The following is a 23,007-nucleotide window of genomic DNA, read 5'->3' as shown; positions in this document are numbered from 1 at the left end:
GCAGGCCTCCATCTGAAGTTATTTGTAGTACAAATTACCATCGCACCAGACATAGCCAGTGCCATTCCATTCCGTAGCCGAACGTACATCTGGAAAAAAACCGCTGCCGAGCAGATTGGCACTGGTATTGCAAAGGACTGGAATTCTGCTCAGTTTCTCATATTCGCACAGCAGGTCATAGATCACCGGATTATCGTCCTTGCTCACGGTCTGCAGCCTCGCACTTCCGTCCAGATGACGAATCGCCGGAATCAGCTCCGACCACGGCTCCCGGAGGATATGGTCAAACAGCATATAAGGATCGCGCGTTCCAGGTTCAAAGATCAGCGGTGCCCGTTCCTCTATACATATGGGAGATACCGGCCGGTAGAGCTCCCGCTGCTTGATGACATTTAGGCGGTCTTTCATATCCGGCTGAATGGCAGTCGCCAATATACTACGGTTACCGAGTGCCCGCGGACCAAGCTCCGCTCTTCCATTCAGAACGACAACCGGTTCATTGGTTTCATGCAGCAGCCGGGCCAGCTCTTGTATGGAGAATGCCTTCTGCGACCAGCCTTCCGGAGGGTCATTGTGCACAGCAGACGGCCCGCTGTATACCGACCACTTCAAATGTAAATTTCCCGTCTGCCGATACATCTCACAACAAGCCGCACCGATAGCGCTGCCCGTATCGTTAGTGAACGGAGAGATAAACACCTCATCGAAAATACCGCTGCTTCTGATCGCACTGTTCCACTTAATATTCAGAGAACAGCCGCCGATAAAGCAGAAATTGCGACTTCTGTTCCCGTGTTTGCGAACGGCCGCATTAATCGAATCTACTAGTAAGCGTTCCATATACAGATGGAAAGAGGCCAGGGCATCAGCGTGAGAAATGTGATGTTCGTCTACGAAACGTTTGATTTCCCGTGAGAAGACCCAGTTGAACTCCATCGACGGCGAGAAATGCTCACGGTATATCCGCTCAAAACATCCCATTAATTCTTCCTTTACATTCCCGGTAGCAATATAGGCCATTACTTTGCCAGCAACAGATAGATCATCCACCCGCGGCCCAAGGTCTTTCTGAAAGAATGGCTCAAAGTGCAGGGCAAAGAGTGAATAGATATTCCCGATCAGCATAAAAATAGGGCCCAGATTCTCCATCATTCCTTGTTTATAATTAAAGTAGTACAGCCGCGGATACATTCCCCCATCATAAACCAGCAAGTAAGCATCTTCTCCGCGAAGCGCAAATGGACTTGCACAATACGTACTTAACAGATGAGTGGTGGAATGCAAATAACTCGTATATGCCCTTTCCTTACCACCCAGCTTCAGTCCCTTCCCCGGATATGGGAACAGCGAGTTAGCGGATAAAGTTGCCTCCCGGTAGGGGGCAACCATAAGTGTCAAGTCTTCTCCTTGGCAGCGGGTGATGACTTCACCGGTCTTTAACCCCGCCCAGCCGTCAATGGTATAATGTTCAACATCCTCAGCGGTATATCCGTTAAGTGCAAGCGCTTCTTCCACGAAGGTCAGATCAGGAATTTCACTGTACCTTTTGTTATTGTTAAATTTCTCAACCTCATAGCTGAACAGCAGTGTATCATCCTGAATGACAGCGACACTGCCGTCATGCGTTAATTTCAATCCGCAAAATAGCATTGGTAACCCCCCACTGGATCGGACAAATTAGCCGGGGTCCTTAAGGTCCCCATAAAAACGCGGCAACACAGGAATATCATCGGAGTCGTCTGCTTCCAGTTCTTCAGAATGCAGAAGCCATTGGCTCAATCCGGATACCGTAGGCTCCTGGTAAAAGATCTGGATTGGGATGTCAATTGACAGATCGTCTTTAATCCGGCTGATCACGCTCATTAGCATGAGCGAATCTCCATTCTCGAAGAAATCCGTGTGAACGCCGATTTCCTCAAGACCCAGTACCTCGCCCCAGATTTGACCCAGACGCCGCTCCATCTCTAAATAGTTATCATCTTCACCATCCTTAAGCTTGACAGCAAAGGTCCGGCCTGTAAGCTTCTGAGCCAACTGTGCAGGCGTATCAGACTGAAGGGCCGAGTACAAATGCTCCTCAAAGGATACAAATCGCGACCCCAGCTCCACATCCCGCTGAATTATATCCTGAATGGCGTCATTTTGTTGAAGCCATCGCTTCAGCTCCTGATAGGCATGAATCGTTTGCTGATATGCCTCCGGGCTTGCAGAACCGGTAAGTTCTGTCGGCTGCGTCAGCACCGAGATCAATTCCGGAGCGAAATGCACCTTCAACAGCTTCATCGCCGTCTTAAGCTCATCCCCCCGAATCCTGGCTATGAGAGCCTGACTTGTCCGATACTGAAACAGTCTATCGAGAATAAGCGCGAAATCCCCGGCTGATACCGGCAGCGACAAGCTCCGATCTGCGGCAAGCTCACCAGCGGTCGCCCCCATCTCCAGAAACGACCAGTTAATGGACAACATCTCCGCACCCCGGCGGCTGTGATAATGAGCGAATTGGTCCATAAAGGCATTACCAGCGGCATATCCTCCAAGACCCACCCCGCCCAGAATGGAGGCTGCCGAAGAATACAGCAGAACAAAATCCGCGTTCTGCTCTTCAGCCAATTCCTGCAGCACCCACGCGCCGATGACTTTGGTATCCGCCGCACGCCTGAATCCGAATATATCCAGTTGCTCCAGACGTTCGTGCTCCAATTGCATGGCTGAATGAATAATACCGTGGACCGGACCGAGGCGGGCTTCTACATCCGCCATAACCGCCTTCATCGCGGCCAAATCTGTAATATCAGCTGCATAATAATGAACCTCGGCCCCCAGTTCCTCCAGTCGCAGCAGCTCCGCTATCCGGCTGGACACGGGAGTATCGGCACTATAGCCCGCCAGCCGTTCCCATTCCTGCCGTTTCGGCAATGGCGTGCGGTTGACGATAACTAGTCTGGCCCGGGTCTTTCCGGCCAGATATCTGCAGGTTTCCAGTCCTACAGCCCCCGCTCCGCCGGCAATCAGATAGACGCCATTTTCTCTCAGGCGGATATCCCTCTCCGGGAGGCTTTGCACCTTCATCCTGCCCAACTGCTGGGTATAACGTTTACCGTTGCGCCAAGCGGAGCCGTAGTCTTCTGCTGATTCTACATGTCTCAACTCCTGCATGATCTCCAGAGCTACATCACTACTTTTGCGGCCGATGGTCTCCACATCCATACAACTGCACCGGCACTCCATGTATTCCTGGGAGACCACTTTCATCAATCCCCACAGAGGCGCCTTCTCAGGAAAAAGGTATCCATCCTCCGGGGTAACCAGGTGAGCGTAATTGGAGACTGCTCTAATCTCGTGCGGAAAGGCGATGTTCTGCGCTTTAAAGCCTTTTAATAAATAAAGCAAGCTCTCTGCTCCCCTGATTTGGCTCTCGCGCAGCATTAACGGATTCCGCATTCCGCTGCGGATTTCCGTACAGGTCCATAGGTGTACAACTCCTCCTATCGGCTGGTGCCCGCCATCCGTTACCGCCACAATGAGCTGTTCGAAATGCCCGGGAGTCTCGGGGCACAGCTTATAGGAGTCCTCCTGCATCTTGGTAAAAGAATCACCCGCTTCCACAAGAACAGGCCGCAAGCCCGCCTGCTTCATTTGGTCGAACAAGAAAACACCCACGCCTGTATCATCAGTGAACAACAGCCAGGCTTGTCCGGCAGGTAACGCGGCCGCCTTGGCGGCATCCAGCTCCTTGGGCACCCATTGGAGTGAATAGAAGCAATCATCCATATTCCTGACCGCCGGCTGTTGCGGAACGGAAACGGTCTCTTGCTCCGGAATATAGTTGATCCAATGCCGTTTCCCCGAGAACGGATATACCGGAATCGGCACTCGTCTACCCTGATGCTTGCCGTACCAATCCTCCCACTGAATCTCGCTGCCGGTGGCATATTCATCCAGTAATCTGTTTAGATCCGTGTTAGGCTTCGCATTGTAAGACCTGTTCTTCCGTTGCTCGAGATAAGCATAATGAATCCCTGCCTTCTTCAGAGAAGCGCGGTCACTGTCTGCTGTATCCCGCAGCAGCAGCAGCTTACCAAGCAATTCGTCCAAGGAAGCTGCAGCTACTGCAAGTCGATAAGCATAATGCCCGCGTCCCGTATTGCTGGTAATACAAATGTCCCGCAGTGTATAAGGAGTATCTGGAAGGTAAAGGATGAACCGCTCCAGCAAGGCATCGAACGACCCCCTGCTCTTGGCCGACAGGGTCAATATACTTATCTCCGGCCCTTCCGGTATACCCGCGGCGGAGGGCGCATCCCCCTGGTATTCTTCCAGCACCACATGACAGTTCGTCCCGGCCAAGCCAAAGGCACTAACCCCAGCTCTTCGCGGCACTCCATTACTGGTCGTCCAGGGCATCAGCTCGGTATTGACAAACACCGGAGAATTCATAAAATCAATATGCGGATTGGGATCGTGAAAATGCAGTGTTGCCGGAATGGCTTGATGCTTCAAGGCCAGCACCGTCTTCATGAATCCGGCCAATCCCGCCGCCGTATCCAAATGACCGATATTAGTCTTGACCGCTCCCAGAGCGCAAAATTGCTGATGGTCCGTTGAGCTGCGGATCGCGCCGGTAATTCCTTGCATTTCAATCGGATCCCCGAGTCTTGTCCCTGTACCGTGGGCTTCCAGATAGGTCATTGTCTCCAGTGGAATGCCCGCATTGCGCCACGCGGCTTGAATCAGTTCGGACTGGGCCCGGGCACTGGGTGCTGTAATCCCGTTCGATTTGCCATCCGAGTTCATCGCGCTGCCTTTAATGACGGCATAAATGTGATCCCTGTCTCTCTTGGCATTCTTCAGCTTCTTCAGGACCACTGTACAGAAGCCTTCACCCCAGACGGTTCCGTTGGCATCTGCATCAAAGGTACGGGCCTTATAATCGGTTGAGGCGATGCCAATATCAGCAAGACCTTCATCAATCGGAAATAAGGTTAGATTCAGCCCGCCGGCCAACGCCATTTCGCAATCGCCGGTAATCAGACCCTTGATGGCATGATGCACCGCAGCCAGGGATGCGGAGCAAGCCGTGTCAATAAGATGGCTTCCGCTGGCCAAATTCAGAATGTAGGCAAGCCGGCTGGCAACAATAGATATGGTATTGCCGGGCAAGGCATAGGGCTCCATCTCCTGAATCAGCTTGAGGTAGTCCGCATCTGTATCCCCGACATACACTCCGGTTCTGGAGCCGTTTAGCTCCTTCTCGGCATATCCCGCATCCTCCAACGCCTCCCAGGATACCTCCAGAAAAATACGCTGCAGCGGGTCCATGCACCGCGCTTCCGCCGGTGTAATATTAAAAAATTCGGCATCAAACAGATCAATCCGGTTCAAGTAAGCCCCGCGGCGATACTTAATCTCCGGCGCATTGCGCTTGTTTTTGAAATAATCCCGGATCGGAGCGTCAACATCCCGTTTGCGGCTATCCGGGAAATCGCCAATGCTGTCTACACCATGAATCAGGTTGCTCCAGAACTCCTCCGGCCCGCCGGCTTGGGGCAGCCGGCAGGCCATGCCGATAACCGCAATATCCTCCATCCTGGCGGAGTTGCCCTCTTGGTTGGACAATTCTTGTAACAGAGGCAAAGCTTCGGATTTAGACAGGGTTCTGGCTGCAACCTGGGACAATATATAGTTCTTGACCAGCTTCATCATGATCCCCCCTGGAGTTTGTCGAATACTTCGACAGAGTGTTCGACATCAATGGTGCCTTCTTCAACTTGTTCCAAAAGGTCCATAAGGTCGCGTGTTAACTGTGCCTCCTCATCTCCATCTGTATCCTTGCTGTTGCCACGGTTAACATAATGGTCCATCCATAATGCAATTGTCGGATAAGAAAATAATTCTGCCACAGTAATCTCGATCATAAGTGTCTGCTTGATCTTGCGGTGCAGTCTGACGATGGAGATGGAATTCCCTCCGATCTCCAAGAAGCTGTCATGAATTCCAATCTCTTCTTCTCCGGCACGCAGAATTTCAGCCCAAATCTTTACTAGAGTCTGCTCCGTTGCATTTCTTGGAGCGGTATACTCCCTGGTCCGGTTTATCTTGGTTTGCACATCGGGGAGTTTTCTGCGGTCGATCTTTCCGTTGGGAGTTAACGGCATTTCATTAAGCTCCATAAAATAGGCGGGAATCATATAGTTAGGCAAAAGCTCACGCATATGCTCGGCCAGCTCATCAACGTCAATACCCTTGTCATGGGTAGTGAAGTAGCACAGCAATTCGTTAGATCCCGCGCTATCCGGTCTGGAAATCACCGCATTTTCTTTCATCAGCCGGAATCCGGAGACCACACGCTCCACTTCCTTTAATTCCACACGATACCCGCGTACTTGAACCTGGTCATCCTTTCTGCCCAAATATTCAACGATGCCATCCGGTCTGAGCAAGCCCAAATCCCCCGTGCAATACAGTCTCTCACCGGTAACGGGATGATTCATAAACGCTCTCTGCGTCAATTCCGCTTTGTTCCAATATCCTGCAGCGATTCCCGGACCTCCAATGCAGATTTCCCCTTTGACATCGAAGGGGCAATGCCGGCCTTGCACGTCCATAATATAGATATGGGCATTGTTGATGGGTCTGCCGAGCGGAATGCTTAATATGCCGGCGTCCGGCGGCCCGTCGAGCAGATATTCCGTAGCATAGATTGCCGACTCGGTCATGCCGTAAAGATTCGCAATGCGGGCCTGCCCGAATACACCGTACCATTCCCGGGCAATGTTAACGGGCAGAGCCTCTCCCCCGTTAAATACCCACTTCAGATGCGGCAGGGAAGAGTCCTGCTCGCCTTTGACCACATCGAGGAACAGGCTCATCTGGGCTGGTACGAACTGCGTAATGCTTACCCGGTCTGCCTTAAGCTGACCATAGAGCTGCAGCGGGTCCTTTACCGCTTCTGCCGAAATAATGCTAAGCTGCGCACCCGCCATCAGCGGCCAGAAAAACTCCCATACCGAATCCGTGAAGCTGGCTGATGTCTTTTGGGCAATCACATCCTGCTCCGTCAATGCAAAGGAATCCTGCAGCCAGAACAAAGTGTTCATCGCCGCCCGGTGCGTAATCATAACGCCCTTCGGCTCCCCAGTAGAACCGGAAGTATAAATGACATACGCCAGATCATCTTCCGAATTGGCATTTACCCATCCATCAATTGGCATCTGTGCGATATCCTCCGGCCCAAAGACCGTCAGCGCATCCGGAAGATCATCCGTTTCATCCAGACAGATAATGGTCTCCAGGCTTTCAGGCAGATCGTCCCGCAGGCTCTGCAAGAAGGCGGATTCTGTCACAAGAATGCGGCAGGCACTGTCATGGAGCATATAACGTATGCGTTTCTTCGGATAATCAGGATCGATAGGTACATAAGCAGCACCCGCCTTCAAAATGCCAAGGACAGAGGTGACCAAGGCCGTGCTGCGTCCGGCAGCTATGGCGATCAATGAATTGGGGACTGCGCCTGCTTGAGCCAGCAGCCGGGCCAGCCGGTTTGACTGCTCTTCTAATTCCCTGTAAGTCAGAAGTCCGTTCTTCTCGGTAATGGCAGTCTGCTCCGGAGAAGCCGCACACCGGGCTGATATTACCCCATGAATCGTTGCTTCTGCCGGATACTCTTTTTCGGTCTGGTTAAGTTCCGCAATGATCCGTTCCTCGTCATCGGATAAAATATCAAATGATAAAAAATCCATAGGCATTCCCTACTTTACATAGTTTTCAAATCTTGAAATCAACCATTCGGACGGCAAATCCTGAAAGACCTGTTCATTCCAGTACATATCATTGACTTCACCGCCGACGATAGCAATCGCACCCAGTTCCTCAGCATGCAGGATTTGTGCATACAATTCCTCAATTAGCTGGGTATAGGATAGCCCGCTCGCTTTAACCGCCCGATACAGATAAGGCCGCAGTGTAGAGTTCAGTACCCGGAACAGCACTGCTGTCAGCGCAGAAGCCAAAATGAGCCGCTCCCTTGAGAACTCCCGAGTCTGATGGACGTAATGGGGCGCACTCATGGAGTACTCCACTTCATAGCGCCTGCATACCTCTTCCATCTCCGAGCCGGGTAATATTTGCAGACGGTGAATATTCAGGATATGATCCGTTGCTTCGAAATAAGGCAATATAGTATTAAGACCCTCCAGGTAAGACTCATAGGTTTCAAACGGCAGTCCCAAAATCAGATCCACCTTAAGCACAACGTTATACTGCCGGGCTTGACTCATGAATTGATCCAGCTTCCTCGGAATCACTCCTACCCGGTGAACGGCCCGAAGTGACTCCTTGTTAAGTGATTGAAGCCCGATGCAATTAATGACCGTGTAATCCTCCAGCAGACTTGAGTAATGCTGCGCGACATCGGCAAAGTGCGGTTTGTAGGTATTCAGAATATTCTGTCTGTATTTCAGTTGAGCTGTAAGCTGAAAAAATTCTTCATCGACCCCGTTGTACATCAACTCCCAGTAGAGCAGATAGGGCAGCTGGACCCTATCTTCCTTCATCTGGATCAGATAACGGATAATGGCCTTCGCTCTTTCCAGGTCATTCGTAAAGATCGAATCAAAAATACGCAAAGAGAGAACCTGCTTCTTTTCAATTAAGTGATGGAGCTCGCGGAATACCCGGTTCAGTGAAAAAGAATACACCTTGTCCAGATTCTTGTGGTATACGCAATATTTACAGCGGTACCGGCAGCCGCGTTGGGTCTCCAGATACGCCTCTTGCCCTTCATACAGATCGTTCTCAATCACCTCATTCAGATAGATAGAGGGAATCTCATCAAGCTCGGCAATCTGGTTCTCCAGGAGAGGTTCCGTATATTGCAAAGCTCCGCCGGACCAGAAGGCCGCACCGGCTGGCCGCTCGCTTCCAAATCCCCGCAAATAATCGACAAGCTGCAGGAGTATTCTCTCTCCAGGCCCGATAACATAATAGTCCGAAGGGAATTGCCGGGAACGTCTGCCGATCCAATCCAGAGAAATTTCAGGCCCGCCCAGCACATAACAAGAATCTGTCCTGGGCTTGAGATGCTTCAGCAGCGCGCCAATCTTCTCGACATTCCATACATAACAACTGAATCCGACCACATCGGCCCGGCTTCTGATAATGTCGCTGGCCATCAGCGATGCATCGCTATCTGTGGAATAATTGCTCACTTCAACATCCAGATCCTCCGGCTGCATACTGTAAGCTTCCAGGTAGCCTTTGAGAACATAAGAAGATAATAAATACCCGCGCTCACTGTCTGAGGGGTACAGATTAACGAATAGAAGCTTCATCATCCTGTCGCTTTATTTGTAAAGAAATCTACCAGCCGGTCAATCCCTTCGTGGTAGCTGCTGCTTGAATACGAGAGCCGCAGCGTATACGGCAAGCCGAAATCAGAACCCGGGACGGTGGCTACATGTTTATATTTCATAATTTCCTCTGCCAGCTCCAGGCTGGTAGACAGCCCGTGCTCATCCATATAATCCTTGCAGTTCAAGGTGAAATAGAAGCTGCCCTTCGCTGGAATGGCTCTGACGAGCGGTACCTGTTCGAATTGCTCCACCGTATAATCCCGGCGGTCCCGGTACAGCCCGACCAGCTGCTCAATTTCCTCTGGATGCTGCAAGGCTTCCAGTGCGCCAAATTGCACAACCGGATCGGTCGTAAGCAGTGTATGATGCTGAATAACCGTCAGGGGTGTCACCAGCTCCTCCGGAACGATGCAGTAACCTACACGACGGCTGTACATTCTGTATCCTTTGGAGAACGCATTGGTTGTGATGAATATTGACTTAGTATCCTTCAGTTCCAATACTGAAGTACTCCGCTGATCAAAGCACACACTAGAGTAAATCTCATCATTGATGACAACCGCTCTGCCGCCGATGATCTCATCCATGGCATACAGCTCTTCTGGGGTCAGAATGTTACCGAGTGGATTTCCAGGTGAGTTAATGACCACGATTTTGGTTTTATCCGTGAAATTGGCCCGGAATGAGTCTATATCCAGCGATAAGGTATCGAGATCTATGTTGTAATAGCGTACCTTGGCCCCAACCAGTTGGGCGCAGAAATGATAGAGAGAATAGTAAGGGAGCGGCAGGAGCACCTCATCACCCTCCTTGGCCAAAAGATAGAACAGATTACGGAACAAAGCACTAGTTCCCACATTAATCACGATATTGCTAGGCTTGATATCAAGATCGTAATTATTCTTGTAATCCTCAGCCAGCGCTTCTCTTAATTCAGGTAGGCCTCCAGGAAATACCAGCGTGCTCTTCTCAAAAGTATCCAACGCTTCCTTCATAGCTCCAATGATCTCAGGATGCAGCGGCAGCTCCGATTTCCCCAAGGTCATCCGAATCACATCATTGATCCCTTCCTGCTCAAAGTCATTAGCCATCTGGTCAAGCACAAACATTAAGAACCGGTTGTCATGAAATTCAATCGGCGATCTCATTTCCATCATTGCTTATTCCTCCTTGGGATTAGTAACGCTCTGAGCAAGCGTTTCTATTATTTTGTGATATCTTTGGGCCATGGAACGGATATAGTCCGCTTCCAGCAGAGAATCATCCCAATAGAATGTACACTGCAACCCTTCATCGCTCTTGGCCACCGCCAGCTTAAGAAGCGCTTCCTCCGGCATATACTGATGGAATTCGGCAAGACGCAATCCCTCAGGCGCCAGGGGCCATTCTTCCTCCGCAAACAGCACTTGATACAAGGTCTCCTTGGATTCAGCTATCTTCCCGGCGTTCACCCATTGGAGATCATAGGGATAAAGCATGGATGATCTTCCCGCTTCAACCTCCTGCTTGACCTGCCCAAGCAGCGCACCGAATGAGGTGCTGTGTTGCAGAGACAGCCGCAACGGACTCAGTGTCTGGTAGATAAAGGGTAATCCGCTCTCACGAGTCTGGGCGCTGCCGTTCATCAGGGTACCTACCAGTATGTCCTCTGCCTGAGTAAGCTGCCGAAGCAGCATGATATAACACGATAGCAGCAGCACTGTCACATCTGCACCATAAGGAGCAGCATAGCTGTGAAGAAGACCTAGCGTCTTGGGAGGCAGGATAATGCCGGTATGGGACCATGATAATCTGGTACCGGTCTGCTCTTTCCCTCCGCGCTTCAGCCTGAATTCAAACCGCGGCAGGGGATGCCTCAGTGCTCTTGTCCAATAGGGCCGCTGCGGCTCCAGATAACCTTCGTGCAGCAGACTCTGCTGCCAGCTTGCAAAGCTCAAGGCATACGCCGTTTCCTGAATCTCTGTATCGCACGTCGTATCCCCTTCCTGCAGCTTCACCGGCAGATTAGCATTCAGCACATCCGTCGGTTCACGGTAGATGTGAAGGATGTCACTAAGCATTCTGCTTACAGCCAGGCATTCTGCAATGAATGGGTGAACCGTTAAGATGACATGGTTCAGCTCCTTACTGTCCTGGAGCATAGTGACCCGGTACAGCGGCCCGCTGGACAAATCAAAGCGGTGGCGGATTTCCTCCAGGAGCAGGACCGAAATGAGCTGGTCTACGTTACTGTCACCGGGTATAGGCGATATTGCAAGTCCTGGGGAACTTGACTCCAGAACAGCCTGTCTATGTCCCCTTTCGTCTTCTTGCAGTACGATTCTGGCACCTGGAGTCTTCCGGTGAAATATCTCCAGTGCCCTGGCAAGCGCATCCTGCTGAACCTCTCCATGGAGCAGTACATGAACAACAACATTGTTTATCGCCTCTCTGTTACGAACGATCATCCTTTGCCGGAGGGATAATGGACCTTTCCCGGAGGTCTTCACTCTCTCCAGCGGCGGGAGCTCAAATAGCCCATGCTTCACTTTTCTTTTGCGTTCAATAACTACAGCTTCCGCAAGAGTAAGAATCCGGTATTCTGACAGTCTCCGCTCCGGATCGTTCACAATCTGCTCAACCAGCGTCAAGAAGTGTCCGGCTAACTGGACAATCGACTCTTTGTGGAAAAGGCGCTTATAGAATTCAAAAGAACAATTGAGCTCACCCTGCGGGCCTTGAAACAGATCCAGCTTTATATCCAGGGTACAGGCTGTACGCTCCCAATCCATCATTCCAATCTTAATAGAGTCCAGTTCAAAACTTTGATTCCGGGTTCCCTGATTATGCAGTATCAGCATAGTATCAAAGATCGGATTGCGGGAAAGATCCCTCTTTTGCTTCAGCAAGTCGACCATTTGTTCAAACGGGTAATCCTGGTGATCATAAGCTTCAACCGTCTGCCTGACCACCGCTTTGAGCAGATCCTTGAACCTTAGGCTGCCGGCCGGAGAGCAGCGGAGCGGCAAATAATTCGTAAATAGACCGATCATCTGCTCGGAACCCTGGTAACGGCGCCCGGCCATTAACGAGCCGATTACCACCTCCTCTTGTCCTGTGTAGATGTGAAGCAGTGAACTGTAGACGGCAAGCATCATCATGTACAACGTTGCCCCGTGCTCCAGCGCCAGAGCCTTCAGCTTGTCCACCTGACTGGACGGAATCGTAACGCAGTGCACATCCCCCTCAAATGTCATAATCGGAGGACGGGGGAAGTCATGAGGCATATCGAGGACCGGAAGCTTGTCATGGTTATCCTCTGCCAACATGCGCCTCCAATAGGCTTCCTGAAGCCGCATATCATCACTGTGCATTTGCGCGGATTGCCAGAGAACATAATCTTTATACTGACTCTGCAAAGCGGGCAGAGAGTGACCCAAGTATAGCGCTGAGAATTCCTTCATCAGAATCTCCATGGATACCCCGTCGGAGATAATATGATGCATATCGAACAGGAACAGGTGAAGCTCACGGCCTCCTTCCTGCGGCCTAAGCCTGAATAATCCCACTCTCAGCAAGGGAGCCTCTTCAAGCTGAAAAGGCTGAATGAAATTCCTCAAGATATCCTCCGGCCTAACCGTTGCCGGCTCCGCGTCATATTGGACCCTAAAATCGGCATCAGGCAGTATACACTGGACAATCTCATCCTCTGTCACATCAAATACCGTCCGGAAGGATTCATGCCTGCGGATGAGCTGCGCAAATGTATCCTTGAAGCGCTGCACATCTATAGGACCGGTGATGATCGCAGCACCCGGCATATTGTAATTCAGACTTTGTCCTGCCAGTTGGTTGAGGACAAACAGTCTTCTCTGTGCATGGGAGAGCGGGTAGTATTCCCGCGCGGGTCCGGAAGCGGGGGCGTCTTCCTCCGGTGTAGCCGTGAGCAAACCAGCCAGCCCGCGAATGCTGGGGAATTGAAAGAACTGAGCCATGTTCACCACGGCACCGAACTCCCCCCTGATACGATTAATCAAATCTGTGGCCAACAACGAATCTCCGCCAAGCTGAAAAAAATCGTCCGTTACATCCAGCCGTTCCAGCCCGAGCACCTTGCCCCACAGCTGGGCCATACGGTATTCTTCCTCCGTAGGAGGGAAGCCTCCGCCGTCGAAGAGTCGAACTTCGGTTGTTACCCGTAGATTCTCTTGTATATGGCGGCCGGGACGCCGGGTTGGTGCTTCGACCCAGTGCCTTGTGCGTTCCCACGCATAGGTAGGCAGGGGCCGTTTGGCATATTGGGCCTGCGGATAAAATTCCATCCATTGGATACTCCCTCCCTCCGCATAGGCCCGGGCAACCGCAGCACACTCATCTCCGCTATCAGCCGTCCGCAGCGGATTTCCCGGCGGACAGAGCGATGAATACACCCCCTCTTGACGCAGATCCAGCCAATCCTTGGAGCCGAAGGCACAATAAGCCTGGCGGAGCTTGCCCAGCAGCTTCCCGGGATCTGCTGCCAGAATTGCCAGCCGGCAAGCATGATGCTCACGGCCAGTACTTAACACTGCACAGATTTCCTCCAGATTTGCGGGTTCTGCACAGTCGCTGATAAATTCAATATATTTACCGATGAGTCTCCGTAAAGAAGCTTCGTTGCGTGCAGAGAGTGGAAAGATGTATACAGGCCGCAGCAGCAGCGGCCGTCTACCGGTTTGACGAGGCTGGAACTCTTCCAGCACAACATGACAATTCGTTCCGCTGAGCCCAAATGAGCTCACCCCCGCCCGCAGCGGCTGGCCGTTTGGAGAACTCCATTCCTTCAGCCGGGTATTGATATAGACCGGGGACCGCTGCAGACTCATCAGCGGATTGGGTTCAACAAAGTGGATGGATGGCGGCAACAGCCTCTTTTGCATGGCCATTACCGTCTTAATTAATCCAGCTATGCCAGAAGCCGAATCCAAATGACCGATATTGCTCTTGACGGAGCCAACCCCGCAAAAGTGATTATTCAGCGAGAACTTCCGGAATGCATTGGTCAGACCCTTAATTTCTATGGGATCTCCGATCTTGGTGCCGGTCCCATGGGCTTCGATATAGCTGATGGTCAGCGGATCAATCCCCGCGCGGTTCCATGCTTTGACCAGCACCTCCTCTTGGGCTAAAGCATTGGGCGACGCCATACCGTTGGAGGTTCCATCTTGGTTGATCGCACTCCCCTTGATAACTGCATAGACATAATCCCCGTCTGCTTCCGCCTGCTTCAGCGGCTTGATCAGCACCGCGCCACAGCCTTCGCCCCAGGCCGTACCATTTGCACTTGCATCAAAGCTGCGGGACTTGCCCTCAATGGACGTAATTCCCAAGCCGCTCCCGTTCTCCAGCTTAGCCGGCAGCGGTCCGATGGCTACCCCCCCAACCAGCGCCATTGAACAGTCTCCAGCATGCAATCCTTCACATGCCAGATGCAGAGCAACCAGTGAGGAAGAACAGGCTGTCGCTATACTTACTGCCGGACCCGACAGGTTCAAGGCATAGGATAGTCTGCTTGCCACCACTGGCGGGAAGTTGCCCACAAATGCTGCGGGGACATCCTCGGATACCATATCCTTATATCTGGCTTCGCTGAAGCCCACATACACACCAGTATCGGCATTGCGGATACGTTCCCCGCCATAACCCGCATCCTCAATAGCCTCATAGCCCGTCTCCATAAAAATCCGCTGCTGCGGGTCCATATATTGGGCTTCCCCGGGAAGAATATTGAAGAATTCCGCATCGAAAAAATCAATCTCGTCCAAATAACCGGCTTGATAATAAGGGCCGCCGGAATCATCTTCACCCAGGAAGGGACGGATGCTCTCCATACGGGCGGACGGGAATGGCCGGATGCTGTTCATACCGCTGGCCACATTGTGCCAGAACTCCTCTTTATTGCCGGCTTGGGGGAACCGGCAGGAGATGCCGATAATGGCAATGTCTTTTGATTGATCACCTGTAACCGACTGGTGCGCCTTGATCAACGAATAAGCATTGTCTTCCGAGATTGCATCAATGGCAACAAGCTGCAAGATGGATTCTACAAACGAATTGCTCATAGCTCCTCAAATCCTTTCATGGCCTCACCGACAGAGATGCCATCATTCTTGACGCTCTTTATCAGCCGGCGCAAGGCATCATCCTCAGGGGCCGTTGATCCTGCCCAAGATGGTTGTTCCGGCGCAGCCTGCGGTACGGCTCGCTTATCTCCGATAAATTGCGCCAGCCTGGCAATAGTACCGTAGGAGAATAAGTCACCGGCTTCAACCTCTGCATCTACCTGCGCATTGACCAGGCTCAAGACCTTGAGGATCAGCAGAGAGTCACCACCGATATCAAAAAAGTTATCGTTAACGTCAAACTCCTCGTAACCCAGCACCTGTGCCCAAATCAGTGAAATCTGCTTTTCAAGCACTGTAAATTCTCCATCACTCCTACCGGTCAAGAGCACCTCCTTCAAGCTTTCCGCAGCAATTCCCGGAAGGGGCTCAGCCTTAACTGGGCGAATGCCCGAGGAAGTTCCGCGAATCACATCAGGTGCTAGCCGGATCTTCATCATTGGAGCCCACTCGGCCAGCACATGCGGGTCGAACTTGCCGATAACCACTTGATCCATCCGGCTGGATAGTCCAATGCGGAGAGCGGCCAAGGCATCTCCGGGAGGCATATATCCCATGCATCCGGGGTCGGTCAGTCCCTCCCATGCATACCAATTCACAGCCAGCGTATTCTTTCCACGTGCATTTCGGCTGGCACTGAAGGCATCCAAGAAGGCATTGGCGGCAGCATAATCGGCTCCTCCGACCCCGCCCCAGAGGGAGGCGACCGAGGAGTAGACTACAAAGAAATCCAGTGGATCTTGAGCCAGCAGACTGTCAAGCACCAGCGTTCCCTGTATCTTGGGCCGCAGAACTTGCCGGAATTTCTCTTGGGTCTGGATTTTCAGCGGTTGACTGCAGGCACCCGGTGCAGCCGCGCAATGGATCACCCCATGAACGCTGCCCGCTATTCTCCGTACTTGCGCCATAATCTCGCGCATGCGCTGCTCATCAGCAACATCTCCGGCAAAATAGTGAATCTCCGATCCGGTGTTATCCTCCAGTTCCAGAAGCGACGCCAGTTTATGCATATCCGAAGGATGTATACCTTCTGCCGGGTGCTCCAGACACTGTCTCCAGCGAAGCTTGTCAGGCAATACGGAGCGGCTGATAATGACCAGCTTGACAGGCTTCTCCCGGGATAAATACCTGCAGATCTCCATTCCCAGCCTGCCCAATCCTCCGGTAACAATATAGATTCCGTCCTCACGGACCCTGAATTCCTGCCGGGGATAATTCTTCGGATTGAACCGGGCTAACTCCTGAACCAATCGCTCCTGGCGGAAAGCGACCAGACCGTCATTCTTGTTCTCCGCCAGTTCCTTCATAATCAAAGCAGACACTTCTTCAGCGGAGTAAGCGCCGGTATCCACATCAAGCGCATAGCAGCGCAGCTTAGGATGCTCCTGGGAAATGACCTTGACAAGTCCCAGTATCGACGACTTCCCGGGAGAGACGGCTTGGTCTCCGGCGAGCATCACAGCATGGTCGGTCACGACCCGGATATCTGCCTCGTCATGAGTTCCGAAGTTCAACATAGCTCTTGTCAGGTATGTGACACTGTAGAGTCCTGCTTGCAGCAACAGATCTGCCGTACCGCTGACGGGCACTTCCGCACAGGCTGTGCACGCCCAAAGGTGTATCACTCCGGAAATCTGCCGCCCCTGTTCAGCCAGAATGTTCATTAGACGGATATAATGGACCTCTTCTCCGGCATCTATTGTAAACCGGTTGCTGTGACGGAAGTTGAATTCACTTCCCTTGTCTACAGTTATAATGCTGCAGCCTAGCCGCATAAGCTGCCCGGACAAGTGCTCCCCGATCCCCAGCTCATCCCGGAAGATCAGCCAGACGCCCCCGGGCTGGCTGACCGGCTCCGCATCCGGTTTTTTGGGAAGCCAGCGCACCTCATACATCAGTTCTTCAGGCGGCAGGGCTAAGGTTTTGCCCATCGAACCGATAATAAGGGCCGTGCCGCTTTCCGTATCTGAAGTCCCCGCTAGTTCTAGGGAATAGCTACGGACATCCGCAAACTGTTCCTCATGCAGAAGTTTCTCCCAGGCCGGGGCGGACAGCAAGGGGGTAGCTTGCCGTATATCCGTATCTTCAAAGTGCCACCAGCCCTCGGTTAGACCCCAAACCAAGTTCTCACCGGGCTCGCTCAATACTTTTTCAATGAGATACAATACCCCGCCCGCCGCTATAATTTTCTTCAGTTGCGATAAAGCACATCTTAAATTTCGAGTGGCATGGATCACATTTAGTCCAACAATGATATCGAATTGGCCGGGCTTGAATCCTTGTATCAACGGATCTTCCTCAATGTTAAAAACCTGGTACTGCACAAATGGATACTCCTTGAATTGTTTACTGGCCTCCAGAACAATCGACCGCCCTATATCCGTAAAACAATATTCAACTTGCAGACCGGCTAGTCCGGAGAAAATCGCTTTGCCGATGGTCCCCGATCCCCCTCCCACTTCCAGAATCCGGACGGGCCGGTGAAGCTGGGCTAACACAGTGATATGCTGCTGCAAAGCATCCATTGCCAGAATTTCATGCAGATCCCCCAAAGTCCGCCTCCGATTGGCAAATGACTGCAGAAAATGAGAGGTTCCATCCGGAAAAAGTACGCTCAGCGGAGAACGTTTGCCCGATAGAACATCTGGATACGCCTGGAAACAATGCTTCAGAATCTGGAAGCTGCCTGCAAGCTCCGGATATTGCCGGCAATATTCCGCACATAAATCCTTCACATCCAGGCTGGAATATACACCGGTTAAAGAATGAATATCCCCCTCGGAATGTAAACATCCCTTCTGATTCAGAAAGGACAGCATATAGCTGACCAGCCGCTGATAGGGAGGGGCAATTCTCGTCTTATGCATAATTTCCTGCCCGGAATAGACATTTTGGTCGTTAAACAATCCGTAGCTGCGAAAAAATTGCAGAATGAGTTGAACCGCAAAATGATCCAGATTCGCTTTATATTCCGGTTCCCAGCCAAAGCTGCCTTCCGCTAGCAATTGTCTACCCATCCCGAATACCGCCCCGGGAATGTGCAAGAAATCCGAAGCCTTAACCACATCTGCCGCATACTCAGGCGTTACCGGAGCTGGTGCCTCCAGCAGTACTTTGGCCGGAGCCGTCCAGCATCGTTTCTGCTCAAAGGGATACGCAGGCAGCGGCACGCGTCTGCGGGCTTGCCCGCGATAACAGCTCCTCCAGTCAATTGCTACACCTTGCAGATAAGCTGCTGCAACCTCCCATAGAGATGCATTCGGCTTCAATTCAGCCTGAGCACTCTCCATATCCGTTTTGGACAGTTGATTCCAAGAGATTTGATCTCTTTCCCCGGTGCCCAACGCATATTCATCCTGCAGATACGCGGTTCTAAAGATAACAAGCTTACGCTGCAGGTCCTGAACAGAATTCACAGTTACCGCTAACCGATGGGTATAAGCTGAGCGGCTCAGGCTGGAGCAGTAACAGATGTCCGCCAGAGAAGCTGCGGTAACCGGAAGAAACTGCAGGAAACGATCCACATATCTCAGAAGCGCTTGCGCAGACCAGGCAGACAAAGTAAATAATTGCACGTCTTCAGCTGGAAACGGCTCAGGCCTAATAAAGTAGTCTTCCAGAATGGCATGGCAGTTGGTTCCACTCAGTCCGAAGGAACTGACACCCGCTCTGCGGACTCCGCATTCTGGACGCCATTCCTCGCCTGAATCCGCCACATATACCGGCATATCCGAAAAATCGATATGCGGATTAGGCAGAGTGAAGTGGAGTGACGCCGGGATGTAACCATGGAAGACAGCAAGCGCCGCTTTGATGAAGCCGGCAATGCCTGCCGCTGCGTCCAAATGGCCGATATTGGTCTTGACCGACCCCACTGCACAAAATTGCCTGCGCTCCGTATACTTACGAAATGCGGACGCGATGCCCTCCACTTCAACAGGATCCCCAAGCCTTGTTCCCGTACCATGCGCCTCAATGTACGTAACGGTCTCCGGGTCCAGTTCTGCCCTCCTCCAGGCTTCCTCAATGACAAGTGATTGGGCTGCAGCATTCGGTGCGGTAATTCCGCCAGACCTACCGTCCGAATTCACCGCGCTTGCCTTGATGACAGCATAAATGTGGTCCCCATCGGCTACAGCCTGCTGGAGTGGCTTCAGCAGTACAGCGCCTCCCCCCTCTCCACCACCGGTCCCATTGGCAGAATGGTCAAAGGTCTTAGCGCGCCCATCAGGAGAGGCTATTCCCATTTCGTAGATATTCTGATCCACCATCGACAAATAAAGATTAACTCCCCCGGCAATGGCCATATCGCAGCCGCCCAGAAGCAGTTCCTGAACGGCGTGGTGCACGGCAACGAGTGAGGAAGAGCAAGCGGTATCAATCACTTCGGCCGGTCCCGTTAAATTAAAGGTATATGCAATTCTCCCGGCGATGGCAGCCTGCAGATTCCCCGGAATAGCTGACGGTTCGATTTGCTCCATAAGCTCGAGATATTTCGGCTTGCCCGTCCCGGCAAAAACCCCGGTCCGCGAGCCGAACACCTCCTTCTCCCCATAGCCCGCATCCTGAAAGGCCTCCCAGACCACCTGCAGGAACAGACGCTGTTGCGGGTCCATCATGGCTGCCTCGTTCGGCGATATTTGAAAAAATTGCGGATCGAAGGTGTCGATCCTCTCCAGATAAGCACCTCTTGGAAAGCTGGCCCCATACTCATCTGAAACAGCAATGCCCGGAAGAATATCCTGTAGACGCTGCTGCGGAATCACACCCACCGAATCTACGCCCCGACAAAGATTATCCCAGAATTCCTCCTGGGAAGCGGCATGGGGAAAGCGGCACGCTATTCCGATTACCGCAATATCATTATTTCCACTTAATCGGCTTCCGTTACTGTCCGCAACCCGCTCTGAATTCTGCACTTGTACAGCCCTTAGACCTTCCCTTTCTACATTTACCTTCTCCCTACCAGAAGACTGCAGCACTTCCGCCTGGCATGCAATCGTATGGTGCGTGAACAATTGGGAGATGGTCAACTTCACATCAAAGGCCTGGTTAATCCGGCTCTGCAGCCGGACTACGGACAGCGAGTTACCGCCGGATTCAAAGAAGCTGCTGTGTATGCCCAATTCCCCGCCGCCCAGCAGCTTTCGCCAAATCTCTATCAGCTTTTCTTCAACTGCATTTCGCGGACCGGCCAATCCGTTCATCCGCCGCGGCACCTTAAGCGCACTTTTGTCCGTTTTTCCGTTCACTGTCATAGGCATCCTTGCCAATTCAACGAAATGAACAGGAACCATGTACTCGGGTACAAAACGCCGGAGATGCGCAGTCAGGCTCTCTTGCGTAATGTCTGCAGCCGATTTGTCATTCGCAGAGAATCGGGTGTAAAAGGCCGCTAATTCCGTTGAATTAGAGGAAACGCCATGGACCAGCGCTACTTCTTTAATTCCCGGATATTCCCGCAGTACACTCTCAATCTCGCCCAGCTCGACCCGCATCCCGTTGATTTTGACCTGGTGATCAATTCGTCTGATAAACTGTAAGTGACCGTCAGGCAACCATCTCACTATATCCCCTGTACGGTATAATCGTGCTCCCGGCGTGAACGGATGAGCGATGAATGCCTTACTGGTCAGCTCCGGGCGGTTAATATAGCCGCGGGCTAAGCCGGCTCCGCCGATATACAGCTCACCTGAAGCCCCGTAGGGAAGCAACCGCTGCTCGGCATCCAATACATACACCTGATAATTGGTCAAGGGTTTGCCGATAGGTACAGTGCCATGATTGCTGCCCGAATGCCATTCATACAGAGTGGTATTGATCGTCGCTTCAGTAGGTCCGTAAATATTGAACAGGAAACGGATATCGAAACGCTGCTTCAGTCTGCAGGCTAATTCATGCGTAAAAGATTCACCGGCCATAATTACATAATCAAGCTGATGCGGAAGCCCGTCTGTCTGCTCCATCAGCACTTCCATCAGGGAAGGAACAGTATTAATGACATTGATCTTCTCTTCACATACCAGATCCCAGAAGCAATCCGGATCAGTGATTTGGGTTCTGGGAATAAGATATAACGTACCGCCAGTCGCCAAAGGAAGGAACACCTGTTGTACCGAAGGATCGAATGTATAAGGGGCCAGAAGTACATGACGCAGTGAAGCGTCAAACGAATAATGCAGCATTAAGCCTGCTATTTGATTAACGATGCTCCGGTGTTCAATCATGACTCCCTTCGGGCGGCCGGTTGAGCCGGAGGTGTACAGCACATAAGCCAAATGATGCGGTGCCGCTAACGTCGGCAGATTATCCGCCTCGCAGCCGGTAACGAAGGGAATGGTAATGTCAATTATCCTCCAGGGGCCAGCTAGCTCAGGCTGTGCTCCAATCGTCAGCACAAACTCTATACCGCTGTCTTCCATCATCTGCTGCAGCCTTTCCTGCGGGAGTTCCGGATCAAGCGGACAATAGGCACCCCCTGCCTTCAACACAGCGTTAATGGCGATAATCATCTCAATGGATTGCCGCACCACAATCCCCACAATCTGCTCAGGTCTTACACCATATTCCCTCAGTATTCCAGCCAGTCCGTTGGCTCTCCGGTTAAGTTCGCGGTAAGTCACCTTCCGGTCTTCCTGGACCAGCGCTGTCTGATCCGGCATTCTTGCGGCTTGCTCCTCCAGGAATTGGTGCAATAACCGAACACTGTTCTCCGTGTGAAAAGTGTTATTTAACGTTGTTAAGAGAATCTCACATTCGGTGGATGCAAGCATAGGGCATTCGCCGGCATCCAGAGATGCAAGAGGCTTCATCGTCAAAGCTCCCAGCACATGGACCAGGTTGGCGGCAAACGAACGAATAATAGCAGCATCGTACAAGTTCGGATCGAAGATAAACTGCAGTATTTGCCCTTGTGTGGAATCACTACACTTCCACTTTACCACCAGCGGGAAAAGCATGAGCCCATCCGGAGAGGTCTGGAGTCCTTCATCAACAACGGCGATTTGCTGCAGCACCTCGGTACGGAAGCCCGGTAATGTAAGCAGTCTCTCCTTAACCTGCTCCAGCGGGAGCCCTCGATGATTGAACGAACGCGAGAGTTCGGCATGCATGGCTTCCAGCAGAGTCTTCCAGGGCTGGCCCTGCTCCACGCGATTTCTTAGATAGAGCACTTGACCGCCCTCTTGTCCGGACTGCCTTAATGTGGTTGTACCGATGAGCGACTCTCCATGCTCGTTGTAACGGCACAGTAGGCCCGAAACAGCAGTCAGCAGTACAATAAGCCTGGCCAGTTCTGATCCGCCGGACACCTGCTCCAGTTGCCTCAGGATTGTCACGGGTATTACCGCTTCCCAGCATTCTGTACCTTCTACAGAGCTCTCTGCTGAAGTATTTTGTGCCGGAAGCATCTCCTTGGGGAGCTGCGGTGACAGCTTCTTCATCCAATATTCATCAATGATCTTGCTCTTCAAATCAACATCATGCACCATTCACAGCCCCCTTTGTATACAATCCAA

The 23,007-nt window shown here is 51.9% G+C and carries 7 protein-coding genes; all 7 read right to left on the bottom strand.

Translation table 11 applies throughout. The features are described from left to right. Positions 1 to 18: 18 nt before the first annotated feature. Genes ACFSX3_RS15640 through ACFSX3_RS15610 form a run of 7 tightly spaced genes read right to left on the bottom strand, consistent with a single transcriptional unit; the run spans position 19 to position 22,980 of the window. On the bottom strand, positions 19 to 1,650 hold the full coding sequence (locus ACFSX3_RS15640) for a carbamoyltransferase N-terminal domain-containing protein (RefSeq protein ID WP_209993113.1): 1,632 nt from the start codon (positions 1,648 to 1,650) through the stop codon (positions 19 to 21). 27 nt (positions 1,651 to 1,677) lie between these two features. Beyond that, positions 1,678 to 5,703 carry a type I polyketide synthase gene (locus ACFSX3_RS15635; protein WP_379313014.1) on the bottom strand — a complete coding sequence of 1,342 codons (4,026 nt, stop codon included), beginning with the start codon at positions 5,701 to 5,703 and terminating at the stop codon, positions 1,678 to 1,680. Further along, positions 5,700 to 7,739: a non-ribosomal peptide synthetase gene (locus tag ACFSX3_RS15630; protein WP_379313012.1), complete on the bottom strand. Its 2,040-nt coding sequence runs from the start codon at positions 7,737 to 7,739 to the stop codon at positions 5,700 to 5,702. The genes ACFSX3_RS15635 and ACFSX3_RS15630 overlap by 4 nt, the downstream gene beginning before the upstream one ends. 9 nt (positions 7,740 to 7,748) lie before the next feature. After that, positions 7,749 to 9,332 carry a B12-binding domain-containing radical SAM protein gene (locus tag ACFSX3_RS15625; RefSeq protein WP_209993109.1) on the bottom strand — a complete coding sequence of 528 codons (1,584 nt, stop codon included), beginning with the start codon at positions 9,330 to 9,332 and terminating at the stop codon, positions 7,749 to 7,751. Then, positions 9,329 to 10,507, bottom strand: coding sequence for a pyridoxal phosphate-dependent aminotransferase (locus ACFSX3_RS15620; protein ID WP_339218636.1), 1,179 nt, complete (start codon positions 10,505 to 10,507; stop codon positions 9,329 to 9,331). The genes ACFSX3_RS15625 and ACFSX3_RS15620 overlap by 4 nt, the downstream gene beginning before the upstream one ends. Before the next feature lie 3 nt (positions 10,508 to 10,510). Then, positions 10,511 to 15,430, bottom strand: coding sequence for a condensation domain-containing protein (locus tag ACFSX3_RS15615; RefSeq protein ID WP_209993107.1), 4,920 nt, complete (start codon positions 15,428 to 15,430; stop codon positions 10,511 to 10,513). Next, positions 15,427 to 22,980 carry an amino acid adenylation domain-containing protein gene (locus tag ACFSX3_RS15610; protein ID WP_209993105.1) on the bottom strand — a complete coding sequence of 2,518 codons (7,554 nt, stop codon included), beginning with the start codon at positions 22,978 to 22,980 and terminating at the stop codon, positions 15,427 to 15,429. Before ACFSX3_RS15610 ends, ACFSX3_RS15615 begins: the two co-directional genes overlap by 4 nt. Positions 22,981 to 23,007 lie beyond the last annotated feature (27 nt).

The organism is Paenibacillus rhizoplanae (assembly GCF_042684125.1).
GTDB lineage: Bacteria > Bacillota > Bacilli > Paenibacillales > Paenibacillaceae > Paenibacillus_AQ > Paenibacillus_AQ rhizoplanae.
Note: the sequence above shows the minus strand (reverse complement) of the source record. Positions and strands in the feature narration are given on the sequence as shown.